A 20528-nucleotide genomic window follows, 5' to 3' on the forward strand; every position below is an offset into this window, starting at 1 on the left:
CCAGGAACCGGCACCGATGACCACCCCCCGACTGTTGTCCGAGCGCTACGAACTGGGCGAGGTGCTCGGTTACGGCGGCATGGCCGAGGTGCATCGCGGGCTCGACACGCGGCTCGGCCGCGACGTCGCCGTGAAGGTGCTGCGGGCCGACCTGGCGCGCGATCCCCAGTTCCAGATGCGTTTCCGCCGCGAGGCGCAGAACGCCGCGGCGCTCAACCACCCCGCCATCGTCGCCGTGTACGACACCGGCGAGGTGCAGAGCGAGTTCGGGCCCCTGCCGTACATCGTCATGGAGTACGTCGACGGACAGACCCTGCGCGAGATCGTCAAGACGCAGGGCCCGATGACGCAGCGGCAGGTCATCGAGGTGATGGCCGACGTGTGCGCCGCCCTCGACTTCAGCCACCGCCACAACATCATCCACCGCGACGTCAAGCCGGCCAACATCATGATCAACCAGGCCGGCGCGGTCAAGGTGATGGACTTCGGCATCGCCCGCGCGCTCGGCGAGGGCCAGAACGTCACCCAGACGGCGGCCGTGATCGGCACGGCGCAGTACCTGTCTCCCGAGCAGGCGCGCGGTGAGGCAGTCGACGCCCGTTCTGACGTCTACGCCGCGGGTTGCGTGCTGTTCGAGCTGCTCACCGGCGAGCCGCCGTTCACGGGCGACACCCCGGTGGCGGTGGCCTACCAGCACGTGCGGGAGGAGCCGCGACGCCCGTCCGAGCTCAACCCGAGCATCCCTTCCTCGCTCGATGCGGTGGTGCTGAAGGCGCTGTCGAAGAACCCGCTGAACCGGTACCAGTCGGCCGCGGAGATGCGCGCCGACCTGGTGCGGGTGCGCAACGGGCAGAGCCCGATGGCTCCGCTGGTGATGAGCGACGACGAGCGCACCGCGATGATCGCCGCGACCCCGACCGCCGCCACCCGCCGGATCAACGGTCGCCAGGCGGCGCCGGCCACGGACGACTACGACGAGTACTACGACGAACCGCCGCGCCGCAGCACCGCCAAGGTGATCGGCATCGCGGTCGCCGTGGTGCTCGCGCTCGGCGTGATCGGCTTCTTCGCCTACCAGGTGTTGAGCGGCCCACCCGCACCGCGGACGGTGGCGGTGCCCTCGGTCGCCAACATGTCGGAGACCGACGCCAAGAACCAGATCATCGCCGCGGGGCTGCGGCTGGGTGACACCCAGACCCAGGAGTCGTCGGTCGAGCAGAAGGACCGCGTGATCTCGACCAACCCGCCGGCCGGCACCGCGGTCGACGAGCGCTCCGTGGTCTCACTGGTCGTCGGGAGCGGCCCGGCGAACGTCAACGTGCCCCGGCTCGAGGGCCTGACCCTCGCCCAGGCCCAGGCGGAGCTGGAGAAGGCCGGCCTCGAGCTCGGACCGCAGACCCAGCAGGCGACGTCGGACCCCTCGCTGGTCAACCACGTCATCGACTCCACCCCGAAGGCCGGCCAGTCGGCGAGGGGCGGCGACTCGGTGGCCGTCATCATCGGCATCCAGCAGACGGGCGTGCGGGTTCCCGACGTGTCCGGCCAGGACGTGGACGACGCCGTGAACGCCCTGCGCGAGGCCGGGCTGCAGCCGCAACGGCCCGATGGCGCGGACGACAACGACAAGGTCTCTGGCACCAACCCTTCCGCCGGCCAGGTCGTGCCGGAGGGCGAGGAGGTCGAGCTGCTCACCGGCAGCAGCGACGGCGAGGCCACGATGCCGGACGTCGTGGGGCTGCGCGAGGAGCAGGCCAAGGATCGACTCGCCGAGCTCGGCTTCCAGCGGATCCAGGTCCGGCAGGAGTCGGTGTCCAACGACTCGGACGACGGCCGCGTGCTCGACCAGTCGATCCAGGCGGGCAGGCAGGTCTCGACCGACCAACAGATCACCCTGACCGTCGGCGACGCTCCCGGCGGGCTGGTCAATTAATCCGGCGATGGCCCGCACCGGGATCGGGGAGACTGGCGCCATGCGCGTCCTCGTCGTCGACAACTACGACAGCTTCGTCTACAACCTCGTGCAGTACCTCGCCCAGCTCGGGGCGCAGGTCACGGTGCGCCGCAACGACGAGGTCGACCTCGACGAGCTCGACACCGTCGACGGTGTGCTCGTCAGCCCCGGTCCCGGTACGCCGGAGCGGGCCGGGTCCAGCATCGAGGTGATCCGGCGCAGCGCCGAGCGAGAGCTGCCGGTGCTGGGCGTCTGCCTCGGCCACCAGGCCATCGGGGTGGCGTGGGGCGGGGTCGTCGAGCGCGCTCCCGAGCTGTTGCACGGCAAGACCTCGCTCGTCCACCACGACGGCGCCGGCGTGCTGGCGGGTCTGCCGGACCCGTTCGTCGCCACCCGTTACCACTCGCTGTCGATCCGTCCCGACACGCTGCCGGCCGCCCTCGAGGTCACCGGCCGCACCGAGGGGGGCGTGATCATGGCCGTGCGGCATCGGGAGCTGCCCGTCGTCGGCGTGCAGTTCCACCCCGAGTCGGTGCTCACCGAGGGCGGACACCGGCTTATGGCCAACTGGATGGCGGCTGCCGGCCACCCGGTACCCGAGCCCACCATCGAGGCTCTCACCGCGGAGGCCGCGGCCGTGACGGCCAGCGCCTGAGTACGGGTTCCCCGGGCACGCTACCGTGGGGAGCAGCCACGCATCCCGACGTCCCCGAGGTCAGCACCCATGCCGAAGTCCAAGGTCCGGAAGAAGGCGGCCTACACCCCGCCTGCCAACCGCCCCGGCACCACCCCGGTGAAGGTCGCGGGTCCCACGCACCCGATCTACATCGGCGTGATGCTCGGCGTCATGCTCCTCGGACTCGCGTGGCTCGTGGTGAACTACCTGGCCGGAGAGTCGATCTCGTTCATGGCCACGCTCGGACCGTGGAACTTCGCGATCGGGTTCTCACTGATCGTAATCGGCCTGCTGATGACCATGCGGTGGCGCTGACCAGCATAAATACACTGATGTGAGTAGTCCCCAGTGTGGACAGGTGCTGTGGACAAGTCACTTTCCGTGATCAACACGTATGAGTGATCATGCCGGCGCCGGCGTCCGGGAATGGAGCCCGGCGGCCGGTCTCGTCGCGGTGGCGTGGCTGCTGGCCGTCGCTGCCGCGGGCTGGTGCGCAGCACTGTGGTGGACCGGATCCGATCCGGCGGGCGGCCTGCTGGCAGCGGTGGCCTCGCTGGGGGCAGGCCTGGCCGCCCTGTTCGGCACCCGGGCCCGGCCCCGCCTGCGCGTCGACCCCGACGGGGTGACGGTCGGCGGGCTGCTCCGCTCGCAGCACCACCCGTGGCCGTTCGTCACCGACGTGCGCGTGCTGCGGGTGCGACGGCTGGGCCGGGAGACCTCACTCCTCGAGGTGGACACCGTCGCCGCCGATGGCACCGAGCGGCTGCTCGTGTTCGGCAGGCTCGATCTCGCGGCCGACCCTGAGGATGTCGCACCACAGCTGCGCGCTCTCCGGCCGTGAGGCCCGCCCCCCATCCCCCACATGCCGCAATCGAGTACACCCCGTGTCCGCCAGGACGCCCGAACGTGCGGTCGTGCCGCAGCGCACGCCAGTCCTACTATCGACTGACGCGACGAAGGGAGTCTGGATGGCGACGACCACACGGATGCGGGGCACGGACGGCTGCACCTCCGGGTGCGGCTGCAACCCACCCGCCTGACCCATCCCGACGAGCCACGGCGGGGCACCCTGACGAGGGTGCCCCGCCGTCGTCGTCCCGGGATGTCAGGTCACAAGCCGGTGACCCAGATGAGGAGCACCAGCAGAACGGTGAGCCCACCGAGCGCGGCGACCTGCACCGCGGTGCGGCTGCGCGCAGGCGCGTAGACCAGCGCGGCCGTGGCGGCCACACCGACCACGAGCCCACCGAGGTGGCCCTGCCAGGAGATCCCGGCGAGGGTGAAGCTGATGATCACGTTGATCGCGATCAGCCCGAAGGCCTGCCCGGCCGGCATCCGGAGCCGGCGCAGCACGACGACCAGCGCCCCCATCAGCCCGAACACCGCCCCCGATGCTCCCGCCACCTGCTCGTTCGGAGCGTTGAGGAGCATCACCGCGGCCGCGCCCCCGAGCATGGAGACGAAGTACAGGGCGAGGAAGCGGCCCCGCCCGAGCACGATCTCCAGGTCCCGGCCCAGCATCCACAGAGCCAGCATGTTGACCAGCAGGTGGATCGGACCGATGTGCAGGAACCCGGAGGTGAGCACCCTCCACCACTCACCGTCGTGCACGTATCCGGGCACGAGGGACAGCTCGCGGAACAGCCTGGACATGGTGTTGTAGACCGGGTTGCCCGCCTGTACCGCGGTCAAGGCGTAGACCGCGATGTTGAGCACGATCAGCGTCGGCACCACCAGTGGGCGGCTGCCCGGTGCCGCCCCGGCCACCGTGGTGCTGCGCCGGCTGGCGCCGTACCCCTCGGCCACGCAGTCGACGCACTGATAGCCCACCGAGGCCTCGCGAAGGCACTCGGTGCACGACGGGCGCCCACACCTCGTGCAGCTGAGCCCGGTGGCACGATCCGGATGCCGCACGCACACGGCGGCAGGGCCGTAGGGCGAGCCACCGGGCTGGTACGGCGGCGGACCGGCGGGATGGGTCATCTCATGACTCTGACGTCAGGCCGAGACGTCGATGTGCTCGATGACCACGTCGGCGAGCGGCCGGTCCCCACGGTCGGTGGGCGTCGCGGCGATCGCGTCGACGACGGCCCGCGACTCCGCGTCCGCCACCTCGCCGAAGATGGTGTGCTTGCGGTTCAGCCAGTCGGGCGTGGACACGGTGATGAAGAACTGCGAGCCGTTGGTGCCCGGACCCGCGTTGGCCATGGCCAGCAGGTACGGGCGGTCGAAGCGCAGCTCCGGGTGGAACTCGTCGCCGAACTCGTAGCCGGGGCCGCCACGTCCGGTGCCGGTGGGGTCGCCGCCCTGGATCATGAACCCGCTGATGACCCGGTGGAAGACCGAGCCGTCGTAGAACGGGCCGGACGTGCCGCCCTTCGCGTTCGGCTGGCCGTAGGGCTTCTCCCCGGTGGCCAGCCCGACGAAGTTCGCGACGGTCTTCGGGGCGTGGTCCGGGAAGAGATTGATCCGGATGTCGCCCTGATTCGTCCGGAGCGTCGCGGTGTGCTTGCCGTTTCCTGCTTCCGTCACTCCCCCATCGTGCCAGCCCTGCTCTCGGGCCGTCCGGCCAGCACCGCTCAGGCCAGCACCTCGTCCAGGAAGGAGGTGACGGCACGCTCGTACGCGGACGGGTCGGCGTTCCAGGACGCCGTGTGCTCGACCAGGGGCACCTCGAGGTAGCGCAGAGGCCATCGCAGTTCCGGGCCCGCGACGGCGAGGGCCCTGCTGGCCGAGACCGGGACGGCCGTGTCGCCCGCGCTGTGCACGACCAGCGTCGGGGGACGGACGGCAGGCGGGTTCCGCCGCAGGTCGAAGCGGTCGAAGTCGATCCCGATCCGACGGCTCGTCACCGCGCTCGCGAGCGGCGAGAGACCGGGCGGCAGGCGCCGGTTGCGCGCCTGCTGGCGCAGCGTGGCGCGCCAGTCGACGAGCGGGGCATCCCAGATGACGGCCGCCACGCGGGCGGCATCGGCCGAGCGGTCGAGGAAGGCGCCCGTGACCGCGCCTCCCATCGACCAGCCGAACAGCACGATCCGCCGCGCACCGCGATCCACCGCGAACCGGACCGCGGCCTCGACGTCCTCCCACTCCGTGTCGCCGAGGTGGTAGTAACCGTCCGGGCTGGGCGGGGCGTCCACGTCGTTCCGATAGGTGATCACCAGCTGCGGGAGCCCGAGCGCATGCAGCGCGGGCAGGATCCGCAGCGCCTCGCGGCGCGCTCCGCCCCGGCCGTGCACCAGCACCACCCACGTGTCCCCCTCCGCGGGGACGAGCCATGCGGGGTAGAGCCCCAGCGGGCCGGGCACATCGACGTCCTCGAACGGCAGGCCGCGCGCCGCCGGGTCCGGGTCGTAGGGACCGGCGTCGAGCACGGCCGCGCTCCCGGGCTCGGGGCGATCCCCACCGAGCAACGGCCGGACAACCTCGCGGCTGCTCGCCCCGGCCACCGGCCCCAGCACGGCCAGCCCGCTCCCGCCGTCGGCCGCCCACCGCAGCCCCCACGTCCCCGGCTGCGCCGTGAGCCGGTTGGCCGCGAGCGTGACCGCACCGTCTGCGACGGCGAGCACGCGCTCGGGGAAGACCGGACGGGCCGACGTGTCGAGCAGGACCGAGGAGTAGAACCAGCCGATCCCGGCCGCGCCGGCCCCGACGCCCGCGCCCACGCCGAGCCCGACGCCGAGCCCGGCCCCCACCCGCCTCAGCAGCATCACGCCGCTGATGATGCCGGGCGCCGCGGGCACTGCGCAGCCACCCGTCTCACTCCACCCGGTGACAGCCTCCCCACCTGCAGCGTTCCTCGCCACCGGTTCGAGTGAACCGATCACCACGAGCGGTGGATCAGCGACAACCGCCGCTCCCTCACCTCGTTGTCCTCCCGAGATCAGCGTCTTCCCAGACGAGAGCCAGCACCGAAGGGAAACTCGATGCGCAGCCTTGCTCGGCGCACCCTGCGCGCCACCGCCGCCGTGGCCGGGATCGCCGCGGGCGTCGGGCTCGCGGGTCCCGCGTTCGCCGCACCCGCAGCCCCCGAGCGGCCCTCCACCGACGAGGCCGCCCCCGCACCGGACGCCCAGCCAGCGCCGAACGTCGGCGGTGGCCTGCCGAAGACCTCCTCGCTGCCCGACCTGCCTCAGCTCTTCACGATCCAGGGCACCGGCGTCTACACCGCCGACCACGGGCTCCCCCAGCCGCCGACGGCTCAGCACCTGCCCGGCCCCGCGCTGCCGAACCCGGACGAGGCCATCAACCTCGGCAGGGACGACCAGACGCGGAGCACCGACGTCAACTTCCGGACCGCCGCGCCGCAGGACCGGGACAGCGCGATGCAGGAGCTCGACGCCGCTTCGATGTTCGATGCCGTCCCCGGCCAGGTCCTGGGCGCCACCGCGAACAACGACGTCCGCTACTGACGCGCATTACCTCCGGCGTCATCGACCGCACGACCCCGCCGGGCGAGAGTCGATCCCGACAGCAGAGACGCCAGGAGGATCGCCATGACCGCCATCTCGCTCACCCGCATCACCGCCGTCCGTGACGGAGGCCGGCTGCTGCGTTTCGCCCTCCGGCTCGACGCCGCCGGCTCGGGGACGCTGGGTCTGCTGGGACTCGCCGCGGCCGCACCGCTCGCCGACCTGATGGGCGCGACGGAGGGCGCGCTGTACGGGACCGGCGCGTTCCTCGTCGGCTACGCGCTCGCGCTCGTGCTCCTCGCCGCGCGGCCGGTGATCCCGAGGGCAGGCGCATGGACCGTCGTCGTCGGGAACAGCCTCTGGGTGCTGGGAAGCATCGGCGCCGTCGTGGCGGGCCGGGACACGTTCACCACCCTCGGCGTGGCCGTGGTGCTCGCCCAGGCCGCCGCCGTCGCGGTGTTCGCCGACCTGCAGTGGCTCGGCCTGCGGCGGGCCCGGTGAGCGTCAGGCCCGGGGGCTGATCTCCCCCATCTTCGACCAGCCCTCGCCGGGCACGCCCTGCACGCTGATGATGTCCGGCGTGGTGGCCACGACGTCGGGCGCCCACTCGACGAACTTCTTGAAGTGCTCGGCGCCGACGTGAGCCGCCGCCGCGTCGTCCTGGAACGCTTCCACCACGACGAACTGGTTCGGATCCGTCACGCTGCGGGACCACTCGAAGAAGATGTTGCCCGGCTCCGCCCGGGTGGCCTCCGTGAAGTCGGCGACCCGGTCGAGCCACTGGTCGGCGTGCTCGGGCCGGATCGTGAACTTGACGACGATGAAGATCATGGATGTCCTCCGGTCAGTAGTGCTTGCGCAGCACCATCAGTGAGCGGGCTGCGATGCGGAGCCTGCCACCCGGCCGCGCGTCCCGCTCCCGCCTGCGGGCCCTGGCCCGCAGCGGGTCGGCGGTGTCGAGGACGATCGACCAGATGCGGCCGTACGCCTCACCGGGCAGCGTGAACGCAACGGCCTGGTGGTGGGCGTTGAACAGCAGCAGGAAGGAATCGTCGACGACGCGGCGGCCGATCTCGTCGTGCTCGGGGATGCCCTCCCCGTTGAGATAGACGGCCAGCGAGCGGGCGAACCCGGTGTTCCAGTCCTCCTCGCTCATCGGCTGCCCGTCGGGACGGAGCCAGGCGATGTCCTCGATGCTCGAGCCGCGGATCGGCCGCCCCTGGAAGAACCGGCGCCTCCGGAAGACCGGGTGCTCCCGACGGAGCGCCGCCACCTGGGAGACGAAGTCGGTGAGCACCGAGTTCTCCCGTGCCATCGACCAGTCCACCCACGCGAGCCCGTTGTCCTGGCAGTACACGTTGTTGTTGCCGTGCTGCGTGCGGCCGAACTCGTCGCCGTGGGCGAGCATCGGCACGCCCTGCGACAGCAGCAGCGTCGCGATGAAGTTGCGCTTTTGCCGCTCCCGGAGCGCGTGGACAGCTCCGTCGTCGGTGGGGCCCTCCACGCCGTGGTTCCACGACCTGTTGTGGCTCTCCCCGTCCCGGTTGTCCTCGCCGTTGGCCTCGTTGTGCTTCTCGTTGTAGGAGACGAGGTCGTTCAGGGTGAACCCGTCATGTGCCGTGACGAAGTTGATGGACGCGATCGGGAGCCGGTTGTCCTTCTCGTACAGGTCGGACGAGCCGGTGAAGCGCGAGGCGAACTCGCCGAGGCTGGCCGGCTCGCCGCGCCAGAAGTCGCGCACCGTGTCGCGGTACTTGCCGTTCCACTCGGTCCACAGGGAGGGGAAGCCGCCCACCTGGTAGCCACCCTCGCCCACGTCCCACGGCTCGGCGATCAGCTTGACCTGGCTGACGACCGGATCCTGGTTGACCAGGTCGAAGAACGCCGCGAGCCGGTCGACCGCGTGGAACTCCCTGGCCAGCGCCGCGGCGAGGTCGAAGCGGAAGCCGTCGACGTGCATCTCGAGCACCCAGTACCGCAATGAGTCCATGATCAGGCGCAGCGACTCGTGGGCGCGGACGTTGAGGCTGTTCCCCGTGCCCGTGGTGTCGTAGTAGAACTCCGGCTGGTCGTGCACCACGCGGTAGTAGTTGAGGTTGTCGATGCCGCGGAACGACAGCGTCGGGCCGAGGTGGCTGCCCTCGGCGGTGTGGTTGTAGACGACGTCGAGGATCACCTCGATGCCGGCCCGGTGGAACTGCTTGACCATCGTCTTGAACTCCTGCACCTGCTCGCCGCGGGTGCCGAAGGACGCGTACTCGTTGTGCGGGGCGAAGAATCCGATCGTGTTGTAGCCCCAGTAGTTCGACAGGCCGCGCTCCTGCAGCGCGTGGTCGTGGACGAACTCGTGCACCGGCATGAGCTCGATCGCGGTGACGCCGAGGCCCTTGAGGTGTTTGATCATCACCGGGTGGACGAGCCCCGAGTACGTCCCCCTGATCTCCTCGGGGATGTCGGGGTGCGTCATCGTCATGCCCTTGACGTGCGCCTCGTAGATCACGGTCTCGTGGTACGGGATGCGCAGCGTCCGGTCCCCCGTCCAGTCGAAGAACGGGTTCACCACCACGGACCGCGGCATGAACGGCGCCGAGTCCGTGGAGTTGAGCGAACGCGGCTCGCCGAACCGGTAGGAGAAGAGGGCCGCGTCCCAGCGCACCTTCCCGTCGATCGCCTTGGAGTACGGGTCCAGCAGGAGCTTCGCCGGGTTGCACCGCAGGCCGGCCTGCGGGTCGTACGGGCCGTGCACGCGGTACCCGTAGCGCTGCCCCGGCCGCACCCGCGGCAGGTACCCGTGCCAGATGAGCACCTCGCGCTCGGGGAGGTCGACGCGGGTCTCCCGACCGTTCTCGTCGAACAGACAGAGTTCGACGCGCTCCGCGACCTCGGAGAAGATCGCGAAGTTCGTGCCGCTCCCGTCGTAGTTGGCACCCAGCGGGTACGGCGAACCGGGCCAGATCTCCACGGAGCCGGTCAGGCCGGGGCTCCGGCCAGCTCGGCGAGCCGTGGGAGCTGCTCCTCCACCGGGCCCTCCGCGAAGTTCCAGAGCAGCTCCGTGACGCCGATCCGTTCCAGCCGCGGGATCGCCTCGGCGATCTGCTCGGGTGAACCGGTCGGCGACGCGCCGTCGGCGGTGGGTTCGGCCGCAGGGAACTGGTTGACCCGCACGACCACCGGGAGCGTCGCCGGGTCGTGGCCGGCCTCGGCAGCCGCGGCCCGGAACGCCTGCACCGAGCCTTCGAGGGCCTCCCAGCCGAACCACACCCGATTCAGGCCGAGCCCGAGGTGCGCGGCACGCCGGATCCCGCCCGGCGACGCGGCGCCGGCGATGATCGGCGGGCCGCCCGCCCGGACGGGCTTGGGGCCGATGTTCGACGGCTGGATCCGGTAGAAGCCGCCCTCGTAGGAGACCGGATCCGGCCCCCACACCGCGCGCAGCGCCTCGATGAACTCGGTGAACCGGGGCCCACGGCTGCTCAGCGGCACACCGGCGGCCTCGAACTCCTGGGCCATCCACCCCTGCCCCAGCCCGGCGACGACGCGGCCGCCGCTGAGCCGGTCGCGCGTGGCGAAGCGGCGGGCGAGGTCGGCCGGGTTGTGCAGCAGGGCGACCACGATGCTGGTGCCGAGGGTGACCCGGCTGGTGCGCGCCGCGGCGAAGGCCAGCACCTCCAGCGGGGAGAACACCGAGTTGTACGCGTCCGGCAGCGGCACGACCCGCCCGTTCATCTGCCCACCCGCCGTGGGCGACAGCAGCCGCTCGAACGTCCACACGGAGTCGAGACCGATGCGTTCTGCTGTCTCGGCCACCGTGCTGATCACGTCGGCGCTCACGCTGGGACCTGCGGTGGGGAGTGCGATGCCGAGCTTCACCCTCGGAGACAGTAGTCGGCAAATGCCCCTCGGCAAGCGTGGTATACCAACGAGATGGTGCACGACGAGGCGGCCGTGCTGCCGCCGCTGGGCCGCTCGACCACGCGGTCGGACCTGGTGGCCGCGTCGATCAAGTCCGCGATCCTCTCCGGACGGCTCCGGCCGGACGAGGTGCTCGTCGAGCGCCGGCTCGCCGATCTCCTCGGCGTCTCCAAGACCCCCGTTCGCGAGGCGCTGATCGCGCTGACCTCCTCCGGTCTGCTCACGCCCACCCGCAACCGCGGCGTCGCCGTGCGGCGCCTGCGCCCGGAGGACGTGCAGCAGGTCTACGAGATGCGGCTGCTCGTGGAACCGTGGGCCGCGGGCCAGGTGGCCGGGACGGGCACGTTCGACGCGCCCGAGGCACACCGGGCGCTCGACGACGCGGCGCGCTTCGTCGAGGCCGACGACCACGCCGGCCTGAGCCTCGCCAACCGGCGTTTCCACCGCAGCATCTACTCGACGTGCGCCAACGAGCTGGTGGTCCGCTCGCTCGACGACCTGCAGGACCTCACCGCGCTCGGCACGGTGAGCCTGCTGTGGGAGCAGTGGCCGACCTGGCGCGCCGAGCTGGAGGAGCACCGCGCGATCCTCGCCGCGGTCCAGGAGCGCCGGGCCGCCGACGCGGAGGCGATGATGCGCGGCCACATCCAGCGCTCGATCACCCGGCTCCGGGAGGAGCGGGCGCGCACCGAGGCGGGTTAGCGGGCCCTCCGGCCGCTAGCCGCGGCTTCGGAACTCGGCCAGTGTCGTCTCGTCCGGAGGGTACGTGCCGCGGAGCGGCGCCCCGGACTCGATCTTCTCGAGCACGAACTCCTCGAGCCTCTCCTGCTCGACGGCCGCTGCGGCCACCTCGGCCGCCAGGTGCCGCGGTACGCAGACGACGCCGTCGTGGTCGCCGACCATGATGTCGCCCGGGTAGACGGGCACCTCGGCGCAGCCGATCGGCACGTTCAGGTCCACCGCGTGGTGCTGGGCGAGGTTGGTGGTGGCCGCCGCGCCCGCCGCGAACGTCGGCAGCGCCAGCCCGGCGAACCCCTCGCTGTCGCGCACCGAGCCGTCGGTGACGAACCCGGCCACCCCGCGGCGCAGCAGCCGCGTGGCGAGGATGTGGCCGAGCGACGCCGCCCGCGTCTGGCGCCGGGCGTCGACGACGAGCACGGCGCCGGCCGGCACGGTCTCGACGGCCTTGCGCTGCGGGTGGTCGTAGTCCTGGAAGACCGACAGCGTGTCCACGTCCTCGCGCGACGGGATGCAGCGCAGCGTGAACGCCTCTCCGACCATCCGGGTCTGCGCGGGGTTGAGCGGCCGGAGGCCGTGCAGGAACGTGTTGCGCAGGCCGCGCGCCATCAGCTGGGTGGTCACCGTCGCGGTGCTGACGGTGCGCAGCGCCGCGAGCGTGCCTGCGTCCACGGTGTCGGTCGTCATGACCCTCCTCATCGAGCTGCGCAAATGGTATACCAGTACACCAAGATGCCCCGTTCACTCGACGACGAGGAGAACACGATGACCGAGCGGCCGGGAACGGCGGCCCCTCCTGCGGACAACTTCCTCGCCTATCTGCGGGCGTTCGGCCCCGGGATCGTCGTGGCGCTGAGCTGGGTGGGCACCGGCGACCTGATCGACAACTCGGTGGCGGGCGGCAACTACGGCTACGCGCTGCTGTGGGTGCTGCCGCTCTCGCTGGTGTTCCGCTTCGTGTTCGTCAACGCGCTGGGCAAGTACCCGCTCTACAACGTGCAGCAGGATCCGAGCATCGTGCGCGGCATCGCACGGACGCACCCGGCCTTCGGCTGGCTGATGCTCGTGTCGTTCGTGCTCTACACCCACATCCTGCTGGCGTTCACCCTGAGCGGGGTCGGTGTCGCGCTGGAGGGCCTGTTCGGCGGGCTCCCCACGTTCTGGTGGGCGGTGATCGGGGCGCTGTCGGTCTTCGCCGTCACCCTCAAGGGCGCGTACCGGCTGATCGAACGCATCTTCAAGGTGATCCTGGCGCTGATGGTGCTGACGTTCGTGGTCGGCATCGCGCTCGTCGGGATCAACTGGGGCGAGCTGGCCAAGGGCTTCGCGTTCGAGCTGCCGCCCCAGCAGGGCCTCTTCGACTCCGGCCTCGTCGCCTCCAGCCTCGTGCTCGCCACGCTCGGCTCGATGGCCAACCTCTTCTACCCCGAGTTCCTGCGCGAGAAGGGCTGGACCACGCCGGCCCACCGCCGGGTGCAGCAGTACGACCTGCTGTTCGGCACGGTCGTGGTGCTGTTCCTCGGCGTCGCGGTCTGGGCGATCGGGGCCGAGGTGCTGTTCGGGAAGCAGGGGGTGAGCGAGGCCGGGGACATCGCAAGCGCCCTCGGCACCGCGGTCGGCCCCGTCGGGCCGTACATCTTCTACCTCGGTCTGCTCGGTGCCGCGTGGACGACGGTGGCCGGCTCGCTCTTCGCGCTGGCCAAGATGGTGGTCGAGGCGCTGCACGTGGTGCGGCCGGCCCGTGCCGAGCGCTTCGCCGGCACCCGCGCCGCAGACCCCGCCTACCGCTGGGTGATCGTCTGGGGACTGCTCGCCGTCGTCTGGTCACTGCCGCACGCGCCCGGCTTCGTGGCGCTCGTCGTGGTGTCCCACGTCCTGACGTCGCCGTTCCTGCTCCTGATCGTGTTCGCCCTCATCGTCATGCTCAACCGCGAGGACATCATGGGCCGGTACACGAACAGCTGGAAGGAGAACGCCGGGCTCGGGCTCGTCGCCGTGTTCGTCGCGGTCGCCGCCGTGCAGGGGATCGGCAAGGCTGTGGGTGAGCTGTTCTCGTGATCGAAGGGAAGTTCTGAGTGACGACCGTCGCCGCAGCCGTGGCCGACCTGCTCGCCGAAGCGGGCGCGCGCCGCTGCTACACCGTGCCCGGGGAGTCGTTCCTCAGCCTGATCGACGAGGTGGACCGGCATGCCGAGCTCCGGTTGGTGTCGGTGCGACATGAATCCGGCGCGGCGTTCATGGCTGACGCCGACGCCCGGCTGACGGGTGTCCCGGCGGTGGCGATGGCGAGCCGCGGCCCGGGTTCGTCGAACCTCGCGATCGGCGTCCACACCGCTCACCAGGACTCCACACCCATGATCGTGCTGCTCGGGCAGGTCGACTCGCAGCTGCGCGGGCGCGAGGCGTTCCAGGAGGTCGACCTCACCGCCTTCTACGGTCCGATCACCAAGTGGGCCGTCACCGCCGAGCGCGCCGAGGACGTGCCCGGGCTGGTGGAGCAGGGCTGGCGGATCGCGACGTCCGGCCGCCCCGGCCCCGTCGCGATCGCGATACCGAGCGACTTCGTGGACGCGGAGGCCGAGTTGCAGCATGGCCACCTCCATGCCACGTCATTGCATGAAGGTGGCCATGCTGCAATCACGGCGGAGGAGCTCGCCACGCGCCTGCTGGCGGCCCAGCGGCCGGTCGCCATCGCCGGGGAAGGCGCCCGCCCGGCCCGCGACCTCCTCGTGGCCGCGGCCGAGCGCTTCGGCATCGGTGTCTGCACGTCGTTCCGCCGCCAGGACGCCTTCCCGGTGGACCACCCGAACTTCCTGGGCCACCTCGCGCTCGCCACCCCCGACGCCACGGTGGACGCCGTGGCCGGTGCCGACCTGCTGCTCGTCGTCGGCACGCGGCTCGACGAGGTCACGACACAGCGCTACCGGTTGCCGGCACCGGGGACCGAGGTCGTCCCGGTCGGCCGGTACGGCATCGGCGGGATCGACGCCGATCCGGCCGACGTGCTGGCGGCGCTCGCGCGCTGGGGCGGACCGGACCGGCGGGTGGACTGGTCGCAGGTGCACGCGGCCGTCGACGCCTGGTCGACGCCTCCCAAGGTGGACGCCGACGCGGGCGTGCACCCGGCCGCGGTCATCGCCGCCCTGCACCGGCACCTCCCCCACGACGGAATCGTCACGAACGACGCCGGCAACTTCGCCGCGTTCCTGCACCGCTACTGGCGCTTCCCACCGACCACCACCCAGCTGGCGCCCGTGAACGGCGCGATGGGCTACGCCGTGCCCGCGGCGGTGGCGGCGGCCGTGGCCGCGCCCGAGCGGACCGCGGTGGCGGTGGTCGGCGACGGCGGCGTCCTCATGACGGGCCAGGAGATCGAGACGGCGGTGCGGCTCGGCGCGCCCGTGGTCGTCCTCGTGATGCAGAACGGGATGTACGGGACGATCGCGATGCACCAGGCCCGTGACCTGGGCCGGACGTCCGGCGTCGAGATCGGCGCCGTCGACCTCGTGCGGTGGGCCGAGGGACTGGGCGCCGCCGCGTACGGCGTCACCGAGGCCGGCGAGCTGGACGAGGCGCTCCACCGCGCCGTCACCGGCCGGCGGCCGGCGGTGGTGGCCGTCCGGACCGACCCGGACATCATCACGCCGACGGCGACGCTCGCCGGCCTGCTCGAGCGGGTGCCGGTGTGAGGAGGGCGCCGGAGGAGCTGCGCAGCCACCGCTGGTTCGGAGCGGGCGACCTGCGGTCGTTCGGACACCGGTCGCGGGCGCAGCAGATGGGGTACGACGCCGAGGAGTACACCGGCCGGCCGGTGATCGGCATCCTCAACACCTGGAGCGAGCTCAACCCGTGCCACACCCACTTCCGGGAGCGGGCCGAGGAGGTCAAGCGCGGGGTGTGGCAGGCGGGCGGGTTCCCGGTGGAGCTGCCGGCGATGTCGCTGTCGGAACCGTTCCAGAAGCCGACCACGATGCTCTACCGCAACATGCTCGCGATGGAGGCCGAGGAGCTGCTGCGCTCCCACCCCGTCGACGGGGCCGTGCTGATGGGCGGATGCGACAAGACCACGCCGGGCCTCGTGATGGGCGCGACGAGCATGGGGCTGCCGTTCGTGTTCCTGCCGGCAGGCCCGATGCTGCCCGGCCGCTGGGGCACCGAGGTGCTCGGCAGCGGCTCGGACACGTGGAAGTACTGGGACCACAAGCGAACCGGCACGATCACCGACGAGGACTGGCGCGCCATCGAGGGCGGCATCGCCCGCTCGCCCGGTCACTGCATGACCATGGGCACGGCCAGCACCATGACGGCGGCGGCGGAGGCGCTCGGGCTGAGCCTGCCCGGCGCCTCGTCGGTGCCCGCGGCGTTCTCCGGCCACGCCCGGATGGCGGTGGCGACCGGACGCCGGATCGTCGACATGGTGTGGGAGGACCTGCGGCCGGGCGAGGTGCTCACGCCTGCCGCCTTCACGAACGCCGTCACGGTGGTCATGGCGCTGGGCGGGTCGACCAACTCGGTCATCCACCTGATCGCGATGGCCGGGCGCGCGGGCGTCGAGCTGTCGCTGGACGACTTCGACGCCGTGTCCCGGCGCACGCCCGTGCTCGCGAACATCCGCCCGTCCGGCGCGTACCTGATGGCCGACTTCCACGACGCGGGCGGCCTGCGTGCCCTGATGTCCGAGCTGGGCGACCTGCTCGACCTCGACGCCCGCACCGTCGCCGGCACGACCCTCGGGGAGAACATCGCGGGCGCCGCGGTGCACGACCCCGACGTGATCCGCGGGCGCGACCGCGCGCTCGCCCCGGAGGGCGCGCTCGCCGTGCTGCGCGGCAGCCTCGCACCCGACGGCTGCGTGCTCAAGACGTCCGCCGCGAGTCCGCACCTGCTGCAGCACACCGGCCCCGCGGTGGTGTTCGACGGCTACGACCACCTCGCCGCCCGCATCGATGCCGACGACCTCGACGTCGACGCGGACTCCGTGCTGGTGCTGCGCGGAGCCGGCCCGATCGGCGGCCCGGGCATGCCCGAGTGGGGCCAGCTGCCGATCCCGGAGAAGCTGCTGCGTGCCGGGGTGAGCGACATGGTCCGCATCTCCGACGCCCGGATGAGCGGCACGAGCTACGGCACCTGCGTGCTGCACGTCGCGCCGGAGTCGGCGGCCGGTGGCCCGCTCGCCCTCGTCCGGGACGGCGACCTCGTCCGGCTGGACGTGCCCGGCCGCCGGCTGGACCTGCTCGTGCCCGACGACGAGCTCGCGGCGCGCCGCGAGGCCTGGCGCCCACCCGCCCCGCAGCAGGCACGCGGCTACGGCGCGATGTTCGCCCGGCACGTCACGCAGGCCGACCGGGGCTGCGACTTCGACTTCCTCGCCGGGTCGGGCGCTCCGGAGCCGGCGATCCACTGACCTGGTTGATCACCGTAGGGGAGACTGGCGGGGTGCCCGAGTGGATTCCCGTCTCGACCGGCGAGTCCGACGCCGACGTGTTCCGCCGCGACGACGGCGCGCTCGTCGCGAAGTGGGTGGCCCCGTACGGCGTCGACGATCTGCTCGCCGAGCGCAGGCGCATCGAGTGGCTGGCCGGAACCGGCATCCCGGGCCCGTCCGTCGTGGACTGGTCCACGACGCCGGATGGTGGCGCCGGCCTGGTGATGACGGCGGTCCCGGGCGTGCCGGCGAGCGAGCTGGACTCGGGCATGCTGCTGCGGGCCTGGCCGTCACTGGTCGGGATGCTCCGTCGGCTGCACGAGCTCCCGGTGGCGGACTGCCCGTTCGAGCGCAGGCTCGAGACGATGTTCCGCCGTGCCGAGGACGTGGTCCGGCGCGATGCCGTGAACCCCGAGTTCCTCGCCGAGGACCAGCAAGGCAGGCCGTTCACCGGACTGCTGGCCGACCTGCGCGCGGAGCTCGACGAGCGGCTGGCTCAGGAGCCCGGTGACCTGGTGGTCTGCCACGGCGACGCGTGCCTGCCGAACTTCATGGTCGACCCGGACACGCTGACCTGCACCGGCCTCATCGACCTCGGCCGCCTCGGAACGGCCGACCGCCACGCCGACCTGTCCCTCCTGCAGGCCAACGCGAGGGAGACCTGGGAGCCCGACGACGAGCCACGAGCGGATCGGCTGCTGGCCGACCTCTACGGCCCGACCCGCATCGACCCCGCCCGCATGGGGTTCTACCTCCACCTCGACCCGCTGACCTGGTCCTGAGTACGTCGAGGACGCGCGCGGAGTGTGGTCCTCACACGGTCCTGGGGCCCTGCGAGGACCGCACCAAGCGCGCACATCAAGTGAGCGGTGACGCCCGAACTACCGCTGGTTCGGGTCAGGAGGCTGAGGTGAGGCCGTAGGCGTGGACGACGGCGCCGGTGGCGAAGACCTTGGTGTCGAGGAGTTCGACGGTGCCGGCGCTGGCGGGGCGGAACAGGGGCTCGCCGCCTCCCTTGATGACGGGGGAGGTGCAGACCCGGTACTCGTCGAGCAGGCCGGCCGCGGCGAGGGCGTCGGTCAGCCGGCCGGTGCCCCAGGTGAGGATGTCGCCGCCTTCGGCCTGCTTCAGCCGGCTGACCTCGTCGAGCAGGTCGGGGCCGGCGACGACCACGGTCGGATCCCACGCCGTGGTATCGACCGGTTGGGAGGCGACGACGTATTTGGTGATCGAGTTGACGTGGTCGGCGAAGGGGTTACCGCCCCTCGTGGGTCACGCTTGTGCCATGCCGTCGTAGGTGATGCGGCCGAGCAGCAGAGCGTCGGCGGCGAGCGTCATCTTGAGTGCGTAGCCCTGCAACTCCTCGTCGGAGTACTGGAACGACCACTCGTGCGGGTCGTCGATATAGCCGTCGAGGGTGGCGTGGGTAAAGCTGATGATCTTGCGCACGGCAGGGCTTCTCCTGGTCGGTGGCGGTGGTCGGAAAGGGGGGCTTCAGGCGGGCAGGCGGCTTTGTGCCAGGTCGTCATCACGTGGGTCGCCCGGTTTTCGCACGCCCGGGAGCCAACCATCCGGCTGATCGGTCCGTCTTGTACCGAACCGAAGCCCGCATCACAACGCCAGGAACGGGATGCCGGACCTCAACCCGCCCGGGGTGGGGCCGATCGCCCACCACATCGCCCGCGCGAGCTGCGGCTGGTCGTAGTAGCCGCCGGCGGTCACCACGTCGGCGATCGATCTCCCCGCCGTGAGGAGTCGCGCGGCGTGCTGTGCCTGGTCGATGCTGACGAGCTCGCGGTGAGAGATCCCGACAGCCCGGCGGAACCTGATCCGCGCGATCCGTTCCGACGTGCCGCGTGGTCGTTCACCGAGCCTTTCCCAGTAGCGATCGACGTTCTGGGCTGATCAGGTTGTGCGCCCGTGCTGGTGGAGCAGGACGAGTGCCGCGGCGGTGATCGCGCCGATCCGCCACGAGCACGGGCTGACCCGGCGCAGCGCCTTGAACGTGGTCTTGAGCAGGGAGTTTCCGCGTTCGGCCACGGCGCGGGGCGCGGAGTGCAGCGCGTTGATGGCGCGCTGGGTGGCGGTCAGCTTCCTCCCGGCCGCGGCCTCGATCGGGCAGGGCAGCCGCTGGTTCTCGCCTTCGTAGCCCGGGTCGCCGAGCGCGGCATGATCGCTGTCGATCCAGGCGTCGAGCGCGGGCAGCAGCTCGGGGTGAGCGCGGGCGGACGTGGTGTCGTGCTCCCGGCCGGTCGGACCTGGGATGTCCACAACGGCCACCCGTCCGGCCCGGTGATCACCGGTCAGGAACTGACCGGAACGCCTCTCAGACTCTGTGGCATGAACGACGACATCCTGCTCCCGGTTCAATCCGTTCCAGGCGCCGGCGCCGTGCTCAACCCGTTCGTGATCGTGGATGACGTCGCCGGCCTGATCACCTTCGTCTCCGAGGTTTTCGGCGTCCGCGAGACCGCCGAGGCCAGGACCCCGATGCCGGACGGCAAGCTGATCCATGCCGAGCTCAGGCTCGGCAACGTCGATCTGATGATGGGCGACCGGCTCGACGGATGGCCATCACGCCCCGGACTGCTCCAAGTATGGGTCCGGGACGTTGCGACGGTGCTGGAGCGGGCCACCGCCCGAGGCGCCACCACGGTCACCGAACCGACCCCGTTCTACGGTGAGACGACGCTTGGCCGGATGGTCGATCCCTGGCAGAACATCTGGTGGCTGTGGGCTCCCGCGCCCGGCCAGCCTGATCCGGTACCCCACTGGGAAGGCGGATCGAACGTGGTGTTCTCCACGCTGGACGAGGTACTGCGGTCATTGGCGACTCGCGACTGACGTCTCGGGTCGTGGCCTCGACACCGATGGGTTCGTGTCACGGCGTTTCAATCTCATTTGTGAAGTGATCGTGAGACGTTGTCTGGTGCGGCGTCGGTGGGAAGTGGTTCGCGGTGGTCGGCGCGCAGGCCGTCGAGGGAGATGCGCAGCAGTCTGTTCCACATCTGCGGGCCGCACTCGTCGGTGATCTGGACGGCGTGGCCCAGCGAGAGCAGCAGGAGCAGCAGGTCGTCGGTGGTCACGCCGGGGCGCAGCAGGCCCGCGGCGCCGGCGCGGGCGCACAGTTCCTCGATGACGAGACGAAGTTGCCGGATGCCGTCCAGGTCGGGGACCGACCAGGTCAGCGCGAAGTTCTCCATCATCGCGCGGTGGCGCGCATAGCCGGTCAGGGCCTGCTGGTAGAAGTCGGTCAGTGCCGCCCAGGGGTCCTCGGCGTCGATCGCCGTCCGGCGCGCGGATTCCGCCCACCTGCCGGTGTGCCCGGGCGGTGAGATCGGCCGCCGCACCCACCCGGCCACCGGCCGGACCATCTTCTACCTCGCCTGCTCCCCCATCGATGACACGGACCCG

General features: G+C 71.4%; 22 protein-coding genes and 1 pseudogene. 12 read left to right on the forward strand and 11 right to left on the reverse strand.

The window, feature by feature from the left end:
- Window positions 1-16: 16 nt before the first annotated feature.
- From pknB to FHX44_RS16725, 4 genes are all read left to right on the forward strand, one after another.
- A complete protein-coding gene (gene pknB, locus FHX44_RS16710) occupies window positions 17-1930 on the forward strand; it encodes a Stk1 family PASTA domain-containing Ser/Thr kinase (RefSeq protein WP_147256644.1) in 1914 nt (637 codons plus the stop codon).
- A 40-nt stretch (window positions 1931-1970) separates the two neighbouring features.
- On the forward strand, window positions 1971-2606 hold the full coding sequence (locus FHX44_RS16715; RefSeq protein ID WP_147256645.1) for an aminodeoxychorismate/anthranilate synthase component II: 636 nt from the start codon (window positions 1971-1973) through the stop codon (window positions 2604-2606).
- A 69-nt stretch (window positions 2607-2675) separates the two neighbouring features.
- The gene (gene crgA / locus FHX44_RS16720; RefSeq protein ID WP_147256646.1) at window positions 2676-2942 is read left to right on the forward strand and encodes a cell division protein CrgA; all 267 of its coding nucleotides are present in this window, start codon (window positions 2676-2678) and stop codon (window positions 2940-2942) included.
- A 79-nt stretch (window positions 2943-3021) separates the two neighbouring features.
- The gene (locus FHX44_RS16725) at window positions 3022-3468 is read left to right on the forward strand and encodes a PH domain-containing protein (RefSeq protein WP_147256647.1); all 447 of its coding nucleotides are present in this window, start codon (window positions 3022-3024) and stop codon (window positions 3466-3468) included.
- 269 nt (window positions 3469-3737) lie between these two features.
- On the opposite strand, the gene FHX44_RS16730 is transcribed toward FHX44_RS16725, so the two are convergent.
- The 3 genes from FHX44_RS16730 to FHX44_RS16740 all read right to left on the reverse strand — a co-directional run bounded on the left by FHX44_RS16730 (window position 3738) and on the right by FHX44_RS16740 (window position 6337).
- On the reverse strand, window positions 3738-4433 hold the full coding sequence (locus FHX44_RS16730; RefSeq protein WP_246170428.1) for a rhomboid family intramembrane serine protease: 696 nt from the start codon (window positions 4431-4433) through the stop codon (window positions 3738-3740).
- A 192-nt stretch (window positions 4434-4625) separates the two neighbouring features.
- Window positions 4626-5159: a peptidylprolyl isomerase gene (locus FHX44_RS16735; RefSeq protein WP_147256649.1), complete on the reverse strand. Its 534-nt coding sequence runs from the start codon at window positions 5157-5159 to the stop codon at window positions 4626-4628.
- A gap of 47 nt (window positions 5160-5206) precedes the next feature.
- Complete coding sequence (locus FHX44_RS16740) at window positions 5207-6337, reverse strand: alpha/beta hydrolase family protein (protein WP_170309304.1); 1131 nt, start codon at window positions 6335-6337, stop codon at window positions 5207-5209.
- A 216-nt stretch (window positions 6338-6553) separates the two neighbouring features.
- Here FHX44_RS16740 and FHX44_RS16745 point away from each other — a divergent pair, with 216 nt between their 5' ends.
- Both FHX44_RS16745 and FHX44_RS16750 read left to right on the forward strand, forming a co-directional pair.
- Window positions 6554-7039, forward strand: a complete 486-nt coding sequence (locus FHX44_RS16745) for a hypothetical protein (RefSeq protein WP_147256650.1) — start codon at window positions 6554-6556, stop codon at window positions 7037-7039.
- Window positions 7040-7123: 84 nt separating this feature from the next.
- Window positions 7124-7540, forward strand: coding sequence for a hypothetical protein (locus FHX44_RS16750; protein ID WP_147256651.1), 417 nt, complete (start codon window positions 7124-7126; stop codon window positions 7538-7540).
- A 3-nt stretch (window positions 7541-7543) separates the two neighbouring features.
- Here the strand turns inward: FHX44_RS16750 and FHX44_RS16755 are convergent, their stop codons facing one another.
- Genes FHX44_RS16755 through FHX44_RS16765 form a run of 3 tightly spaced genes read right to left on the reverse strand, consistent with a single transcriptional unit; the run spans window position 7544 to window position 10909 of the window.
- Window positions 7544-7870, reverse strand: a complete 327-nt coding sequence (locus FHX44_RS16755) for a putative quinol monooxygenase (RefSeq protein ID WP_147256652.1) — start codon at window positions 7868-7870, stop codon at window positions 7544-7546.
- 13 nt (window positions 7871-7883) lie between these two features.
- Window positions 7884-10001, reverse strand: a complete 2118-nt coding sequence (gene glgX / locus FHX44_RS16760) for a glycogen debranching protein GlgX (RefSeq protein ID WP_147256653.1) — start codon at window positions 9999-10001, stop codon at window positions 7884-7886.
- Between the two features lie 8 nt (window positions 10002-10009).
- Entirely contained in the window at window positions 10010-10909 is a 900-nt protein-coding gene (locus tag FHX44_RS16765) for a TIGR03619 family F420-dependent LLM class oxidoreductase (protein WP_170308935.1), read from the reverse strand.
- A 54-nt stretch (window positions 10910-10963) separates the two neighbouring features.
- Between FHX44_RS16765 and FHX44_RS16770 the strand changes: the two genes are divergently transcribed.
- Window positions 10964-11653, forward strand: coding sequence for a GntR family transcriptional regulator (locus FHX44_RS16770; protein ID WP_147256654.1), 690 nt, complete (start codon window positions 10964-10966; stop codon window positions 11651-11653).
- Between the two features lie 15 nt (window positions 11654-11668).
- On the opposite strand, the gene FHX44_RS16775 is transcribed toward FHX44_RS16770, so the two are convergent.
- Window positions 11669-12376: a ribonuclease activity regulator RraA gene (locus FHX44_RS16775; protein ID WP_147256655.1), complete on the reverse strand. Its 708-nt coding sequence runs from the start codon at window positions 12374-12376 to the stop codon at window positions 11669-11671.
- Between the two features lie 45 nt (window positions 12377-12421).
- On the opposite strand from FHX44_RS16775, the gene FHX44_RS16780 reads away from it, so the two are divergent.
- Genes FHX44_RS16780 through FHX44_RS16795 form a run of 4 tightly spaced genes read left to right on the forward strand, consistent with a single transcriptional unit; the run spans window position 12422 to window position 17896 of the window.
- Complete coding sequence (locus tag FHX44_RS16780; RefSeq protein WP_212612515.1) at window positions 12422-13747, forward strand: Nramp family divalent metal transporter; 1326 nt, start codon at window positions 12422-12424, stop codon at window positions 13745-13747.
- A gap of 17 nt (window positions 13748-13764) precedes the next feature.
- Window positions 13765-15378, forward strand: a complete 1614-nt coding sequence (locus FHX44_RS16785) for a thiamine pyrophosphate-dependent enzyme (protein ID WP_147256657.1) — start codon at window positions 13765-13767, stop codon at window positions 15376-15378.
- On the forward strand, window positions 15375-17093 hold the full coding sequence (gene araD / locus FHX44_RS16790; RefSeq protein WP_147256658.1) for an L-arabinonate dehydratase: 1719 nt from the start codon (window positions 15375-15377) through the stop codon (window positions 17091-17093). The genes FHX44_RS16785 and araD overlap by 4 nt, the downstream gene beginning before the upstream one ends.
- 5 nt (window positions 17094-17098) lie before the next feature.
- Window positions 17099-17896: an APH(3'') family aminoglycoside O-phosphotransferase gene (locus tag FHX44_RS16795; protein WP_147256659.1), complete on the forward strand. Its 798-nt coding sequence runs from the start codon at window positions 17099-17101 to the stop codon at window positions 17894-17896.
- A gap of 115 nt (window positions 17897-18011) precedes the next feature.
- On the opposite strand, the gene FHX44_RS42800 is transcribed toward FHX44_RS16795, so the two are convergent.
- From FHX44_RS42800 to FHX44_RS43285, 3 genes and pseudogenes are all read right to left on the reverse strand, one after another.
- The gene (locus FHX44_RS42800) at window positions 18012-18344 is read right to left on the reverse strand and encodes a dihydrofolate reductase family protein (protein ID WP_342793511.1); all 333 of its coding nucleotides are present in this window, start codon (window positions 18342-18344) and stop codon (window positions 18012-18014) included.
- Window positions 18345-18386: 42 nt separating this feature from the next.
- Complete coding sequence (locus FHX44_RS42805; protein ID WP_212612517.1) at window positions 18387-18563, reverse strand: dihydrofolate reductase family protein; 177 nt, start codon at window positions 18561-18563, stop codon at window positions 18387-18389.
- Window positions 18564-19019: 456 nt separating this feature from the next.
- Window positions 19020-19414, reverse strand: a pseudogene (locus tag FHX44_RS43285) (transposase family protein); the annotation flags it as partial.
- 40 nt (window positions 19415-19454) lie between these two features.
- Here FHX44_RS43285 and FHX44_RS16810 point away from each other — a divergent pair.
- A complete protein-coding gene (locus FHX44_RS16810) occupies window positions 19455-19958 on the forward strand; it encodes a VOC family protein (RefSeq protein ID WP_147256660.1) in 504 nt (167 codons plus the stop codon).
- 53 nt (window positions 19959-20011) lie between these two features.
- On the opposite strand, the gene FHX44_RS16815 is transcribed toward FHX44_RS16810, so the two are convergent.
- Window positions 20012-20488, reverse strand: coding sequence for an SbtR family transcriptional regulator (locus FHX44_RS16815; protein WP_246170429.1), 477 nt, complete (start codon window positions 20486-20488; stop codon window positions 20012-20014).
- Window positions 20489-20528: the final 40 nt, after the last annotated feature.

It is taken from the genome of Pseudonocardia hierapolitana (assembly GCF_007994075.1).
Taxonomy (GTDB): domain Bacteria; phylum Actinomycetota; class Actinomycetes; order Mycobacteriales; family Pseudonocardiaceae; genus Pseudonocardia; species Pseudonocardia hierapolitana.

Coding starts and splice junctions, on each gene's coding strand:
- FHX44_RS16775 (WP_147256655.1), bottom strand. CDS start 12,376: ATGACGACCGACACCGTGGACGCAGGCACGCTCGCGGCGCTGCGCACC.
- crgA (WP_147256646.1), top strand. CDS start 2,676: ATGCCGAAGTCCAAGGTCCGGAAGAAGGCGGCCTACACCCCGCCTGCC.
- FHX44_RS16810 (WP_147256660.1), top strand. CDS start 19,455: ATGAACGACGACATCCTGCTCCCGGTTCAATCCGTTCCAGGCGCCGGC.
- FHX44_RS16715 (WP_147256645.1), top strand. CDS start 1,971: ATGCGCGTCCTCGTCGTCGACAACTACGACAGCTTCGTCTACAACCTC.
- pknB (WP_147256644.1), top strand. CDS start 17: ATGACCACCCCCCGACTGTTGTCCGAGCGCTACGAACTGGGCGAGGTG.
- FHX44_RS16770 (WP_147256654.1), top strand. CDS start 10,964: ATGGTGCACGACGAGGCGGCCGTGCTGCCGCCGCTGGGCCGCTCGACC.
- FHX44_RS16815 (WP_246170429.1), bottom strand. CDS start 20,488: ATGGTCCGGCCGGTGGCCGGGTGGGTGCGGCGGCCGATCTCACCGCCC.
- FHX44_RS16725 (WP_147256647.1), top strand. CDS start 3,022: ATGAGTGATCATGCCGGCGCCGGCGTCCGGGAATGGAGCCCGGCGGCC.
- FHX44_RS16755 (WP_147256652.1), bottom strand. CDS start 7,870: ATGATCTTCATCGTCGTCAAGTTCACGATCCGGCCCGAGCACGCCGAC.
- FHX44_RS16780 (WP_212612515.1), top strand. CDS start 12,422: ATGCCCCGTTCACTCGACGACGAGGAGAACACGATGACCGAGCGGCCG.
- FHX44_RS16750 (WP_147256651.1), top strand. CDS start 7,124: ATGACCGCCATCTCGCTCACCCGCATCACCGCCGTCCGTGACGGAGGC.
- FHX44_RS16745 (WP_147256650.1), top strand. CDS start 6,554: ATGCGCAGCCTTGCTCGGCGCACCCTGCGCGCCACCGCCGCCGTGGCC.
- FHX44_RS16740 (WP_170309304.1), bottom strand. CDS start 6,337: ATGCTGCTGAGGCGGGTGGGGGCCGGGCTCGGCGTCGGGCTCGGCGTG.